Raw genomic sequence first — 12,595 nt, forward strand, 5'->3', positions numbered from 1 at the left:
ATTTTCAGACCACGATTAACGCAATCACGTAATCGTGGCCCGTCCCCGATTTATCTAATCTGGCTCAGAACGTGACGTTCAATCCGGCATAAATGGAGCGTCCCATGCCGGGCACGACGTTCCCCCAGCGCGGGACGATGCCGACCGGTGTGGAGGTCATCGTCGTGCCCTGGCCCAGGTAGGCGCCACCCAGCGGCAGGCGATAGAACCGGTCGAAGAGGTTCTCGACCCCGAAGTCGACCCGCGCCTGCTTCCACGAGTAGCTCGCGCGCGCATTGACCAGTCCGAAGCCGGAGGTCTCGACCTCGTTGCGTACCTCCGAGACCCGGGTCTTGGCCGTCACGCCTTCCACTTCGATGCCGTTGTCCCACCCACCGATTCTGTGCGTGAGGGTGAGCTTGGCATTGAGCGGCATGATGTTGTAGAGGCGATCACCGGTGTCGCGGTTCTTGCCGTTGGTGTAGTTGAGCAGGCCCTTGACGCCCCACTCGCCCCAGGCCGTCCTGCCCAGCGGCGCCTGTCCCGACAGGTCGACGCCATAGAGCCGCGCCGACTGGTTCGCCAGTTGCAGGAAGACGAAGCTGTCGGTGGCACTCAGGTTGGCTTCGGTGCATGCGCCGCCAAGGCTGGTCGGGCAGCGGACTGCGTCGATGTAGTCGCTGACACGCGTGTAGTAGGGCGTGGCCTTGAACTCCCAGCTGCGATCGGGGGCATGCCAATCGAAGGTCGCGCTCACGGTGTATGCCTTTTCCGGCTCCAGGTCGATGTCGCCCACATAACCGTTCCCGTCGCCGAACCAGTTGACCATCAGCATCTCCATGCCGCGTGTGCGCCACGTGTAGCGCTCGTACAGGCTGGGTGAGCGCACTTTGCGGGCGATACCGAACTCGATGTCGCGGGTGGCATCGAGCGTGTATCGCGCAAGTGCGGTGAAGTCCCAGTTGTTGTCGGTGCGCTCGCGATCCCGGGCGTTGAACGCGTCGGCCTGGCTCTGGCCGCCCGCCATGGCGCTGTACGGCGACACTGGACCGGCATCGGTTCGCACCCGCTCGAATCGGGCGCCGACCAGCGTGTTCCAGCGGGCGTGGGCTTGCGATTCCCACTCGGCGAAGACTGCGTTGCGGTTACGTTCGCCGTCGTTGATGTTCACGAAGGTGTCGGGCCACATCCCGCCACCCGAGGCCGGCCACCAGTCGTCCAGCCGGTAGCGCTGGAACTCGGTCCCGACGCGCAGCACGTCGCCCTGCGCGAGATCGATGTCGGCCTTGATCGTGCCGCCGATGGTCCGGCTCTCGGTGTACATCGGCATGCCCTGCGCGCATGCGGGACTGATGGGCGAGCAAGGGACAGGGTTGATGGCGGCTGCGCCGCCCGAGGCGGATCCATAGAAGAAGCGCTTGTCGTCGCCGAAGTCCATGAAGTGGTCGACCGTTTCCCGATAGGCACCGGCTTCCAGCGTGCCCCACTCGAACTGACCCAGGTAGCGCAGGTTCACGCTGAGTTGCTCGTTGTCGAGCAGGTCCATGCGCTGGTTAGGCCACAGCTGGTAGGGCATGTCCTGATAGCCGACGCGGGCTTCGAAGAGCTGGTCGCTCCCGCGGAAAGCCAAGCCGAGGTTGTGGTTGCGGGTGTCGTAGGCGGTCGAACCCACTTCGTCGAGTGACAGGGTGTGTCCGGCCCGACCGGTTTCACGGAAAGTCTTGAAGTCGCCGCCGGCCGTGTAGTTGTTCGCCTTGCTCAGCGCGCCGCTGTAGCTCAGGTTGAACGATTCCGTGGCGTAGGTGGCGGACAGATTGACGCCGCGGGCGTTGTTGTTGCTTCGAAAGAACGTCCCTGCTTCGCCTTGTGCGAGAGGTGCCTCGCCAGGCGCGGCAAAATCCGGCGCGGGTGTGCTCGCGATGATCGTGCCGCCGATGCTGTCGCCACCGACGCTCACCGGCGTGATGCCGGCATAGACCTGCAACGCACCCACGTTGGTCGGATCGAGGTATGACAATGGGGGATTCATGTGATTCGGACAGGAAGCGATCAGGTCCATGCCGTCGACCTTGATGCGCAGCCGGTTGTCGGCCAGGCCACGGATCACCGGCAGGCTCGATACGCCGCCGGCGCCATAAATGCTCATTCCGGGTACCTCGCGAAGCAGTGTCGCAGTGTCACTGGTCGCCGATCGAAGGGACTGGACGGTGCCGGTGCCGACCGCCGACGAGCCGATGAGTGACGGGTCGTCGCGACGGGCTTCGACCACGATCGGAGTGAGGGTGACGTCCTGGGCGGTGGCCAGCGGGGCGAAGGGAAGCAGGGCGAGCGCCAGCGATAAGCGGCGTGGACGGACGGGTGCGCAATGATGTCGAGTGTTCATGTCGATTCCTGAAGAGTGACCGTTGTCGTGTGCCGCAATCACGCACCGTCTGCCGCACAGGGGCGGGCAGACCGTGTGGTTGCGGCTGATCGATGGGACTTCAGGAAAGCAGGGGCGGGGCGCGCGGAGGCGGGTGGAGGGTCAGGAAATCCGTGCCCGGCTCGTCCGTCGAGAATGCGCTGCCCGATGTCGGGTACGCCAGAGGCGGAAGGGGCTGAGGTGCGGCGGACGGAGGCGGGCCAGCAAACGATGCCGCGGCACAGACCAGGCACTCGGCCATCTGTGTCGCCGCCGGAGGATCGTCCTGCCCGTCCTGTTCGGCCTCGGGCAGAAGGATGCGTTCGATGCCGAACGGTGTGCACACTTCACCCCATGCGCCCGACCCAGATGCGAGCATGCGCGCATGATGCTGCGCACTGGCGTAGCCGAGCCCCAGATGCGACAGGGTTGCCAGGAAGGCGAGCCACAGCGCGATACGAGGCAGTCGAAGGCCGGGTCGGAATCGTGTCATTTGGATCAGGAGGCTATCACGCGTGTAAAAGAGCGGATTTGATCTCGATCAGATGGACGGTGGCATGCATCACGGACAGGCGGTCGTGCAGCCGATAGCGTCGTCTCAACCTTCGATCCGCTCGCGCGCTCACCGAAGAATGCGCAGGGGCTGATGCAGCTGATTCCGGATACCGTCGAGCGCTTCGGCGTTCGCGACGCGTTCGATCCGGAGCAGAACGTGCGCGGCGGCCTGGCCTACCTCAGATGGCTGCTGCGGCGTTTCGATGGCGACGTGGTGCTGACCGCCGCCGCCTACAATGCCGGCGAAGGCGCGGTCGCGCGCCATGGCGGCGTGCCGCCCTATGCCGAGACGCAGGAATATATGCGTCGCATCCTGAGTTTCTATCCGTCCGCGCGCTATGTGTTTCCGGGCGACGGCGCGCTGGCGCTCGCGACCACCGGGCACTGAATCGGTCTGTCCTGCCAGCAGGGCGGAGGTTGCCAGGCCGCGACCCAGGCCGGGATGTCCGCGGCCGGCATCGGGCGGGCGATGCGGTAGCCCTGGGCGAGTTCGCAGCCCAGGTCGAGCAGACGTTCGCCATGCGCGTCGGTCTCGACGCCCTCGGCGATCGGCACCCGCTGGAACGCGCGCGCGAGCCCCAGGATGCCCTCCAGGATGGCGAGATCTTCCGGGTCGTCGAGCATGTCGCGCAAGAAGCTGCGGTCGATTTTCAGCGTCCGGGCGGGCAGACGCTTCAGGTAGGTAAGCGACGAATAGCCGGTGCCGAAGTCGTCCAGCGCAAAGCCCACGCCCAGCGCCACGCAGTTGCCGATGATGCGTGACACCAGCGCGAGATCCGCCAGCGCGCTGGTTTCCAGGACCTCGAGTTCGAGCTGATCCGCCGGCAGGTCGGGATGGGCGGCGAGCTTCTCGCGCAGACGCGGCAGGAAGTCGGTGTGCTGCAGTTGATGCGCGCTGACGTTGACGCTGACCGGCAGGTTCAGGCCGCGCCTGCGCCAGGCCGACATCTGCGCGAGCGCGGACTCGAGCACCCAGTAGCCGAGCGCGTCGCCGAGCGGATGGTTCTCGATCACCGGCAGGAATTCGGCCGGCGGCAGCAGGCCGCGCTCGGGATGCTGCCAGCGGATCAGCGCTTCCATGCCGACCACCGCGCCGCTGCGCATGTTGACCTTGGGTTGGTAGTGCAGCACGAACCCGTGATCGAGCAGTGCCTGCCGGATCTGCTCCAGGCTCGCGTGATGGCCGCGTACGGCACGATCGTGCACCATGTCGAAGAAGTGGTAGCGGTTCTTGCCCGACAGCTTGGCCTGGTACATCGCCTGATCGGCCTGGCGCAGCAGCTGGTCGGCGTCGATCGACTCGTCCTGCGGGTAGAAGGTCACGCCCAGGCTCGCGGAGACCTGCAGTACGACACCGTCCTCGTCCACCTCTTCGGCGGCAGCGCCGAGCAGGCGCATCAGCGTGGGTTTGCAGGCGTCGATGTCAGGCAGGTCCAGAAGCACCGCGACGAACTCGTCGCCGCCGAGGCGGGCGAGCGTGTCGCCTTCGTGCAGCGCGTGCCGCATGCGATCGGCCGCTGCGATCAGCACGCGGTCGCCCGCGTCATGCCCGTAGCGGTCGTTGATCGCCTTGAAGCCGTCGAGATCGAGATAGGCGATGGTCAGCGTGGAGCCGCGCCGCACGGCCTGGACCATGGCCTGCTGCATGCGGTCGGCCAGCAGCGCGCGGTTCGGCAGGTTGGTCAGCGGGTCGTAATGGGCGATGTGCTCGAGTTGCCGCTGCTGCGCCTTCTGCAGCGAGATGTCACGCACCGTGCCCTGCACCAGCAGCCTGCCGGACAGCTCCGTGCGGGTGAGCAGCACGGTACAGGGGATCTCGTCACCGTCCAGCCGCCGGTGGGTCCACTCGCCGAAGCACGAACCGTCGCGCACTGCGGTCTCGAGCATCTCGCGCGCCAGTTCGGCCGAGGGCCGGCCGTCGGGCTGGAAGGGGGGCGATACGTCGGCCGGCCCCAGTGTCAGTAGTTGATCCAGGTTGTCGGCGCCGAACAGCTCCACCATCGCCGGATTGCCGGCGAGAAAGCGCCAGTCGGGCGGCGACATTACCATCAGCGCATCACGCGACTGGTGGAACAGCACGCGGTAGCGCTCATCGCTGTCCTTCAGGGCCGCCTCGGCCGCCTTGCGCTCGGTGATGTCGAGTGCGATCTCCAAGCGCACGTATTGACCGTCGTCCCACGAGATGGCCTGGTCGTGGAGCTGAAACCAGCGCTGCAGCATCGGGTTGTGGTACTCCCACACCACCGGGGGCGCCGGTTTGCCATCCGCGTCGAGCAGTCGATCGTTGGTGCAGAAGTCGCACGGTTGGGGCATGCCGGCCTGCATGATCTTCCAGCAGGTCTTGCCGACGACGTCGCCCAGCAATGCGCGGGCATGCGCGTTGATGAACAGCACTTCGTGCGTGTCCATGTCGGCCACGTACACCGCGGCGCTGCAGCCGTCCAGGATGCTGAGCAGACGCTGGTGTGCGGTGACCAGCGCGTCGGATTTGGCCCGCAGTGCATCGGCCATCCGTTTCGCGCAGTCCGCGAGCTCATGGAGGGTACGCTCCGGCCCCGGCGGGTGTCCGATCGCGACTTCACGTGCGAGCTGGTTGAGCAGATCGACCAACTGACGATGCTGCTCATCGATCGTGCCTATGCCGGTATCGAGGCTGTCGTTGCATGGAAAGATGTCGATCGCGTTCATGCCGAACCTGGATGGAGGGTAGGCGTCATCGAGGCCGCATACGGATGGCGATTAATGTTCTTTTGCCTTCGGTATCGAGCCCATGCCTGCCAGAATGGAAAGCATAGGGTAGCACCCGGCGCGCGATCCATTCGCCCTTCATTTCGCCGTGACCCGATGATTCGAGGAGAAGAAACGATGAACGCCACCGCCTTCGACTGGACCGGTTTCGAGGTCCGGCACTTCGATGTGAATGGAGTCAGGATCCGGGCCCGGGTGGATACCGATGCCCGTGACGGTCGGCCGGTGATGGTACTGGTGCACGGCTACCCGCAATGCCATGTGATGTGGCGGCGGGTGGCGCAGGCGCTGCGGCAGGACTTCTTTATCGTGATGCCGGACCTGCGGGGCTACGGCGATTCGACCTGTCCGCCGGACGAGCCGGATCATGCGCAGGCGAGCAAGCGGGCGATGGCAGCGGACGTGATTGCGGTCATGGATGCGCTCGGCGTGCAGCGCTTTCTTCTGTGCGGCCACGACCGCGGCGCGCGCGTCGCGCACCGGCTGGTGCTGGATCATCCGGGCCGGGTCGCGCGCCTGTGCCTGATCGACATCGCGCCGACGCTGGACATGTACGAGCACACCGACATGGCGTTCGCGCGGGCCTACTACCACTGGTTCTTCCTGATCCAGCCGGCGCCGCTGCCCGAGATGATGATCGGCCCGGTCGCGCGCGACTATCTGCTCGCCAATCTGGGTGGCTGGGGTGCGGGCGGGCTGAACCACATCGAAACGGACGCACGGGCCGAGTACGAGCGCTGCTTTTGCCGCCCCGAAGCGGTCCACGCGGCGTGCGAGGACTATCGCGCCAGCGCCGGCATCGACCTGACGCACGACCGCGCGAGCCGTGCGCACGGGGGGCGGATCGATTGCGACACGCTGGTGCTGTGGGGCGAGCGCGGCGTGGTCCACCGTCTGTTCGACCCGCTCGTACTGTGGCAGGCGCAGTGTGCGGGGCGGGTCGTGGGTGAACCGATGCCTGCGGGGCATTTCATTCCGGAAGAACTGCCGGACGCGACCGCGGCGGCGCTGAAGCGCTTCATGCACGGATGAGTGTGACAACAGACCATGGAGGGTCTTGAGATGTGGTTACGAAACTTTTCGATCGGTGTCTTGATGCTCTTGCTGGCGGGCTGTGCCGGGTTCGGCCAGACGCGCGTGTTTTCGACCGAAGCCGAACTGCTCGACCGGCGTGGAACGCCGGACCGGGTGTGGGCCAACAATGACGGTACGCGTACGCTCGAGTATTCGAGGCAGCCGATGGGCATCCGCAACTGGATGTATACGGTCGATGCAAACGGAGGGGTCGTCGCGCAGTTCGATGCGCTCACGCGCGAGAACCTTCGCCGGGTCAGGGCCGGCATGACGACGGAGGAGGTGGAGCGCCTGCTCGGTCGGCATCGGGAGGTCAACCGTTTCCGGCTGTCGGGCGAGGAGGTGTGGAACTGGAACGTCGAGAACGAGGGGGCGGGCCTGCAAGCGACGTTGTTCAACGTGCACTTCGTCGATGGTGTCGTCAAGCACACCAGCTTCACGCTGATATCGCCGGGAAACGGAGAGTCGGACCGGGGCGAATGACGTGAGCGCATGCATTCCCGACCCTTGCGCCGCCGTGTGGCCGACTGCGCAGGCGCGGTTCCTGCTTTCCATGGTGCAGATGGCGGGCATGCTGGTCGGCGTGCTGATGGGCCTGCTCGCGGACGTCATCGGTTTGCGCCGCAGCGTGATCATCGGCCAGGTGGTGCTGGCGGCGGCGAGTCTGGTCGGCATGTGGGCGGTGGTGTCGGCCGCGGTGGCGGTGTGGGTTGTGGCTCGGGTACCGTCCGACCGCCTCCGTCGCGGGACGGGAACTCCGGCTAGAATGATCGGAAGCAATGCGAAAAGAAGTGAGGCGATGCGCCTGTCCATGAAGGTCCTTCGAGTGCTGATTGCCGCGCTGGTCATGGGCCTGCTCGGCGTCGCCGCGCATGCGCAAGGCCACCGGCAGGCGTGGGCCGGGGAGCCGCCTGCGGTCGCGCGATTGCTGCAGGAGGGCGATCGCGCCGAACGCAACCGCCAGTTCGCGAAGGCGGCTGCACGTTATTGCACGGCCGCGCGCTTCGGCAGTGCCGAGGCCCAGTTCCGGCTCGGTCGGCTCTACCAGAGCGGGCGCGGCGTGCGGCGCGATGCGGCGATCAGCGCGACGCTGTTCCGTGTGGCCGCCCAGCGCGGCCATGTGCAGGCGCGCAAGTCGCTCGGCCAGGCCCGCCACCCCTTCGTGCTGCCCGACTGCCTCAATGGCGGCCGCTCCGTGCTGCATGAAGGCATTCCCGCGGATTTTGCGCCGATCATCCTTGCGGGTGATCCGGGCAACGTGACCGGTGCGCGCCGGCCGCACGCGCAACTTGTCGCGCGGCTGGCCCCGAAGTTCGGGGTGGATCCGCGCCTCGCGCTGGCGATCGCGCGGGCCGAGTCGGACTTCGACCCGCTTGCGCGTTCGGCCAAGAATGCCCAGGGGCTGATGCAGCTGATTCCCGAAACGGCCGAGCGCTTCGGTGTGCGGGATTCGTTCGATCCGGAACAGAACGTGCGCGGCGGGCTCGCCTATCTCAAATGGCTGCTGCGGCGCTACGACGGCGACGTGATCCTGACCGCGGCCGCCTATAACGCGGGCGAAGGGGCAGTCGAACAATATGGTGGCGTGCCGCCCTTTGACGAGACCCGGGAATATGTTCGCCGCATCCTGAGCTTCTATCCCTTTCCACGCCATGTGTTTCCGGGGGACGGCGCCGTGGCGCTTGCGCCGGCGCAGCAGTGACTCGGCAGTTGTTGTCAGCCGGTGACGGCCGCCTCCAGTCGGTCGAGGTCGAACCCCATCCGCGCGAGTCTTTCGAGCAAGGCCTGGTAGGCGGAGGGGGCGACCTGCGGTGTGCGGGACAGTATCCACAGGTACTTCCGGCCGGGTTCGCTGACCGCGGCGAGCTGGTAGTCCGGGTCGAGGTCGATGAGCCAGTAATCGCCCCACACGAACGGGATGAAAGACAGCCACGCGGGTGCGAAGCGAACCTTGAGCACGGGGGAATCCTCCGCGCCGATCTGACGGGCGATGCCGACCACCTCGATGAAGCGGTCGTCGTCGGTCCTGCAGCGGTTGGTGACCTCTACCCGGCCATCGGCCTGAAGCCGATAGTGTGCGGTGGTGTCGCCGACACATTTGCGCTGGAACCAGTTCGGGTATTTCGCGACTTCGTGCCAGGTGCCCATGTAGCGCGGCACGTCCAGCGACGCGATGGGGGCGAGCGCGGCTGGCGATGAAGGTGTCGATTCGTCAGCATTTGCCGCGGCGATAGCCAGCGAGAGACCGGCCGCGAGGATCAGGCCGCATAACGGGAATCGAAGTTTCATGGAGGCGTTCCTCGTGGATTGCTGTACGGTCGAGTGTATGCCTTCCCGAGGACGGTTGCGCACCCTGTCGATCGAGGAACTCTTTGGCCGCTCCGACGACTGAGCAGGACACCCGTCAAGCCGTGAGCCCACGATGATCCGCACCCTCAAGGAACTCTTCCGGACCCTCACCGATCTGCCGCAGGCCTCCGCCGATCAACGGCCGGAGGGGGTCGAGCACAGGCTGCAACTCGCGACCGCGGTGTTGCTGGTCGAGGTGATGCGGGCCGATTCGGACATCAAGGAGGCCGAACGTGACGCGGTCATCGACGCGCTCGAGGCCAAGTTCGCGCTGACCGGTGACGAGGTTGAACGGCTGTTCGAACTGGCCAAGGCGACGTCGCGCGATGCCCCGGACCTGTACACCTTCACGTCGCGCCTGAACAAGGGTTTCAGCCTCGAACAGAAGGTGCGCATGGTCGAGCATCTGTGGGAGGTGGCCTATGCGGATGGCCATCTGAGCAATCACGAGAACCACCTGATGCTCAAGCTAGGCGATCTGCTCTACATCCCGCGTGGCGATTTCGTCGCCGCAAAACAACGGGCGCGCGCGTCGTTCGGGCTGGAGAGCTGACTGCGGCAAGATCCGGCCGAACCGTGGAGCAGGTCGGCTATGCTGGGCCAGTCCGCCGCCGTCGGAAGATGGTGAGGAAGCCTCGTCAAGGAGATGCCGATGTGTGGTCGCTACGCGCTTTATGGGCCGGTCTCGCGCCTGCGTGAGACCTTCGACGCCGAGGTCGAGGGTTTCGACTTCGCGCCGCGCTACAACGCCGCTCCGATGCAGTGGTTGCCGGTGATCCGGCAGCGACCCGGCGGGGAGCGGGTGGTGCAGGCGCTGCGCTGGGGCCTGATTCCCGCATGGGCGAAGGATGAGGCGATCGCGACCCGGCTCATCAATGCGCGTGGCGAGACGGTGGCCGACAAGCCGTCCTTCCGCTCGGCGTTCAGGCGCCGGCGCTGCATCGTGCCAATGAACGGGTTCTACGAATGGCGGGCCGTTCCGGGCGGCAAGCAGCCGCATTACATTCATGCCGCCCACGACGCGCTGCTCGGTGTGGCCGGGCTGTGGGAACGCTGGACCCGACCTGGCGACGGCGAGTCGCTCGACACCTTCACCGTGATCACCACCGACGCGAACGACGCGCTGCGCCCGCTGCACGACCGCATGCCGGTGATCCTGCCGCCCGAGGCCTACGGCACGTGGCTGGACGCCGGCGTGCCGGCGCAGGACGTCGCGTCGCTGATCAGGCCGGCCGCCGACCGACTGCTGCAATACCACGCGGTATCGACCGCGGTCGGAAACGTGCGCCACGAGAGCCCCGATCTGATCGTGCCAGCGAAATCGGGCTCCGGCGGCACCTGAAACCCCGAACCCTGCCTGCAGCTCGATCAGCGCAAGAATCGGATTGTCGGCACGGTTTCGCTGACGCACACTGCGTGCATGAAAACGCCTGGTGAGGAAATCGCGCACACCGCTGCGCTCGACGAAAGCGCACGACACTATGCGGTGGTCGCGCATGCGATCGAGTTCATTCGTGCGAATGCGGGCAGTCAGCCGAGCCTGGAGGCGGTGGCCGACGCCGTGCACATGAGCCCCTTCCACCTGCAGCGCCTGTTCACCGGCTGGGCCGGCATCTCGCCGAAGCGCTTTCTGCAGTACCTGACCAAGGAGCATGCCCGGGCGGAACTGGCCCGCGCGTCGGATCTGCTGTCGGTCGCGGCGGACAGTGGTCTGAGCGGGCCCGGCCGTCTGCATGATCTGATGATCAGTTGCGAGGCGATGACGCCCGGCGAGATCAGGTCGGGCGGGCTTGGCATCCGGATTCGCTGCGGGATCGCTGCGTCGCCGTTCGGGGACGCGCTGGTCGCCTGGACCGCGCGTGGCATCTGCCACCTCGCGTTCTGCGCCGAGGAGCCGGTCGGCATGATCCCGGAGCTGCAGCGACTGTGGCCGGGCGCGTCGATCACGCGCGACGACGATGGGGCGGGCGCGCTGATGGCGACCGTCTTTCCGGTGACGCCGACCCGTGGACGGCTGCATCTGCTGCTGCGCGGCACCAACTTCCAGATCAAGGTGTGGGAGGCGTTGATCCGGACCGAGCCGGGGACGCTGCTGTCTTACAAGGCGCTCGCGCGCGGGATTTCGGCGCCGACCGCGTCGCGGGCCGTGGGTGGCGCGGTCGCGGCGAACACGATCGGATATCTGATTCCGTGCCACCGCGTCATCCGCGAATCGGGCGAGGTCGGAAATTATCGCTGGGGGGCGACCCGCAAGTATGCGATGCTCGGCTGGGAGGCGGCCAGGGCTGCCGGTATCGGTGACCGGCCGGCACTGGACAACTGCGGCAGGGCCGGCGCCGATGGAGTCCTCAGTCGCGCAGACGGCTGAACACGTAGTCGTGGTCCTGCTGCGGCGCGTGGCAGCCGTAACAGGCGGTTGCCGCATCCTTGCCGACGACGCGCTGCGTGGGATCGCCGCCGGCGAAGCCCTCGAAGCCCCAGCCACCGGTGTCGGCGAACCGGGCCTGATCCTTATGCATGACGCCCACGACCTTGCGCGCGCCTTCGGTGACCGCATTGTCGGCCCGAGTCGCCTCCAGCAGGTCGAACACGATCACGGCGCCGTCCGGAAAGCGACCGGCGCGGTAGCCCTCCACCGCCTTCGCGTTCGCGTACAGGTGGTGGATGCCCCCGAAGGCTTCGTGCAGCGGGTGTCCCTGCTCGATCACCATGCTCTTCACGTGATGCCAGTCGCGATAGCCGTCCGGATAGGCCACCTCGGCCTCGGCCAGGGCGGCGCTCCATGCGGGGATCAACAGTAGCGTCAGCAGTCGTTTCATGGTGCTCTCCTCAGTTCTGAATGATGCATCGACTCGATGCACTTAAAGCTTAGAGTCGATGCATCATGCTTGTCAAGAGGTGTATCGAGGCGATACATTTATACAATGAATGCTTCGTCTTTGCTGCTCGAGCGCCTCGGGGCGCTGATTCACCAATCCGTTCGCGAGGATGCGGCCCGTCACGGCTTGCTGCCGATTCATGTGCAGGTGCTGCGCTATCTGGCGTTGGCCAATCGCTACAGCGACCTGCCGATCGCGATCGCGGATTATTTCGGCATTACGCGCGGAACGGTCTCGCAGAGCCTCGCGGTGCTCGAACGCAAGGGTTTGCTGCTGAAGCAACCCGACCCGGTGCATGGCAGGCGCGTGCATCTGACGCTGACCGACGCCGGCCAGGCAGTGGTGGAGGACAGTTGGGCAGAGCGTCTCGAGACAGCGCTGAGTGCGTTACCGGCAGAGGCGGCCCGACTCGACGCGACACTGCGCAAGCTGCTCAGTGCGCTGCAACGCCTGAACGGCCAGCGTGCGTTTGGCGTCTGTCGTCAGTGCGCACACTTTCTGTCCGAAAAGGACGGTGCCCGCTGCGGCCTGACCAGCGAGCCACTGGCGGCAGAGCAGACCGTCCGCATCTGCCGGGAATGGAGCGCGCCTTCTGGAGAGCCGGGTTAGG

The 12,595-nt window shown here is 66.1% G+C and carries 12 protein-coding genes and 1 pseudogene; 8 read left to right on the forward strand and 5 right to left on the reverse strand.

All coding sequences use genetic code 11. The features are described from left to right. Positions 1-64 precede the first annotated feature (64 nt). Both ACKVEX_RS00005 and ACKVEX_RS00010 read right to left on the reverse strand, forming a co-directional pair. On the reverse strand, positions 65-2,362 hold the full coding sequence (locus tag ACKVEX_RS00005) for a TonB-dependent receptor (RefSeq protein WP_473213622.1): 2,298 nt from the start codon (positions 2,360-2,362) through the stop codon (positions 65-67). Between the two features lie 100 nt (positions 2,363-2,462). Continuing rightward, entirely contained in the window at positions 2,463-2,873 is a 411-nt protein-coding gene (locus ACKVEX_RS00010; RefSeq protein ID WP_473213623.1) for a DUF2946 family protein, read from the reverse strand. Positions 2,874-2,990: 117 nt separating this feature from the next. On the opposite strand from ACKVEX_RS00010, the pseudogene ACKVEX_RS00015 reads away from it, so the two are divergent. Continuing rightward, positions 2,991-3,323, forward strand: a pseudogene (locus ACKVEX_RS00015) (lytic transglycosylase domain-containing protein); the annotation flags it as partial. Here ACKVEX_RS00015 and ACKVEX_RS00020 read toward each other — a convergent pair. Then, on the reverse strand, positions 3,272-5,623 hold the full coding sequence (locus ACKVEX_RS00020) for a putative bifunctional diguanylate cyclase/phosphodiesterase (RefSeq protein WP_473213624.1): 2,352 nt from the start codon (positions 5,621-5,623) through the stop codon (positions 3,272-3,274). The pseudogene ACKVEX_RS00015 and the gene ACKVEX_RS00020 sit on opposite strands and share 52 nt — an antisense overlap. Positions 5,624-5,800: 177 nt before the next feature. Between ACKVEX_RS00020 and ACKVEX_RS00025 the strand changes: the two genes are divergently transcribed. The 3 genes from ACKVEX_RS00025 to ACKVEX_RS00035 are packed head-to-tail and all read left to right on the forward strand — an operon-like array spanning position 5,801 to position 8,459. Beyond that, on the forward strand, positions 5,801-6,715 hold the full coding sequence (locus ACKVEX_RS00025; RefSeq protein WP_473213625.1) for an alpha/beta fold hydrolase: 915 nt from the start codon (positions 5,801-5,803) through the stop codon (positions 6,713-6,715). A 60-nt stretch (positions 6,716-6,775) separates the two neighbouring features. Then, the gene (locus ACKVEX_RS00030) at positions 6,776-7,240 is read left to right on the forward strand and encodes a hypothetical protein (protein WP_473213626.1); all 465 of its coding nucleotides are present in this window, start codon (positions 6,776-6,778) and stop codon (positions 7,238-7,240) included. A 1-nt stretch (position 7,241) separates the two neighbouring features. Continuing rightward, complete coding sequence (locus ACKVEX_RS00035) at positions 7,242-8,459, forward strand: lytic transglycosylase domain-containing protein (RefSeq protein WP_473213627.1); 1,218 nt, start codon at positions 7,242-7,244, stop codon at positions 8,457-8,459. A gap of 14 nt (positions 8,460-8,473) precedes the next feature. Here the strand turns inward: ACKVEX_RS00035 and ACKVEX_RS00040 are convergent, their stop codons facing one another. Then, positions 8,474-9,046 (reverse strand): lipocalin family protein, encoded by a 573-nt coding sequence (locus ACKVEX_RS00040; RefSeq protein WP_473213628.1) that lies wholly within the window; start codon positions 9,044-9,046, stop codon positions 8,474-8,476. Between the two features lie 133 nt (positions 9,047-9,179). On the opposite strand from ACKVEX_RS00040, the gene ACKVEX_RS00045 reads away from it, so the two are divergent. The 3 genes from ACKVEX_RS00045 to ACKVEX_RS00055 all read left to right on the forward strand — a co-directional run bounded on the left by ACKVEX_RS00045 (position 9,180) and on the right by ACKVEX_RS00055 (position 11,474). Continuing rightward, positions 9,180-9,659, forward strand: a complete 480-nt coding sequence (locus ACKVEX_RS00045; protein ID WP_473213629.1) for a tellurite resistance TerB family protein — start codon at positions 9,180-9,182, stop codon at positions 9,657-9,659. Positions 9,660-9,758: 99 nt separating this feature from the next. Beyond that, entirely contained in the window at positions 9,759-10,448 is a 690-nt protein-coding gene (locus tag ACKVEX_RS00050; protein WP_473213630.1) for an SOS response-associated peptidase, read from the forward strand. Positions 10,449-10,526: 78 nt separating this feature from the next. Beyond that, positions 10,527-11,474, forward strand: coding sequence for a methylated-DNA--[protein]-cysteine S-methyltransferase (locus ACKVEX_RS00055; RefSeq protein ID WP_473213631.1), 948 nt, complete (start codon positions 10,527-10,529; stop codon positions 11,472-11,474). Here the strand turns inward: ACKVEX_RS00055 and ACKVEX_RS00060 are convergent. Then, positions 11,455-11,925, reverse strand: coding sequence for a cytochrome P460 family protein (locus ACKVEX_RS00060; RefSeq protein ID WP_473213632.1), 471 nt, complete (start codon positions 11,923-11,925; stop codon positions 11,455-11,457). The genes ACKVEX_RS00055 and ACKVEX_RS00060 overlap by 20 nt on opposite strands. A 105-nt stretch (positions 11,926-12,030) precedes the next feature. Between ACKVEX_RS00060 and ACKVEX_RS00065 the strand changes: the two genes are divergently transcribed. Continuing rightward, positions 12,031-12,594, forward strand: coding sequence for a MarR family winged helix-turn-helix transcriptional regulator (locus ACKVEX_RS00065; RefSeq protein ID WP_473213633.1), 564 nt, complete (start codon positions 12,031-12,033; stop codon positions 12,592-12,594). Position 12,595: the final 1 nt, after the last annotated feature.

The sequence above is a fragment of the Denitraticella aggregata genome, from assembly GCF_048158365.1.
In the GTDB taxonomy this organism is placed as follows: domain Bacteria; phylum Pseudomonadota; class Gammaproteobacteria; order Burkholderiales; family Rhodocyclaceae; genus Azoarcus_F.

Bases quoted from the DNA above. Each gene is read 5' to 3' on its own strand.
- ACKVEX_RS00005 (WP_473213622.1), bottom strand. From the start codon at position 2,362: ATGAACACTCGACATCATTGCGCACCCGTCCGTCCACGCCGCTTATCG.
- ACKVEX_RS00010 (WP_473213623.1), bottom strand. From the start codon at position 2,873: ATGACACGATTCCGACCCGGCCTTCGACTGCCTCGTATCGCGCTGTGG.
- ACKVEX_RS00020 (WP_473213624.1), bottom strand. From the start codon at position 5,623: ATGAACGCGATCGACATCTTTCCATGCAACGACAGCCTCGATACCGGC.
- ACKVEX_RS00025 (WP_473213625.1), top strand. From the start codon at position 5,801: ATGAACGCCACCGCCTTCGACTGGACCGGTTTCGAGGTCCGGCACTTC.
- ACKVEX_RS00040 (WP_473213628.1), bottom strand. From the start codon at position 9,046: ATGAAACTTCGATTCCCGTTATGCGGCCTGATCCTCGCGGCCGGTCTC.
- ACKVEX_RS00045 (WP_473213629.1), top strand. From the start codon at position 9,180: ATGATCCGCACCCTCAAGGAACTCTTCCGGACCCTCACCGATCTGCCG.
- ACKVEX_RS00050 (WP_473213630.1), top strand. From the start codon at position 9,759: ATGTGTGGTCGCTACGCGCTTTATGGGCCGGTCTCGCGCCTGCGTGAG.
- ACKVEX_RS00055 (WP_473213631.1), top strand. From the start codon at position 10,527: ATGAAAACGCCTGGTGAGGAAATCGCGCACACCGCTGCGCTCGACGAA.
- ACKVEX_RS00060 (WP_473213632.1), bottom strand. From the start codon at position 11,925: ATGAAACGACTGCTGACGCTACTGTTGATCCCCGCATGGAGCGCCGCC.
- ACKVEX_RS00065 (WP_473213633.1), top strand. From the start codon at position 12,031: ATGAATGCTTCGTCTTTGCTGCTCGAGCGCCTCGGGGCGCTGATTCAC.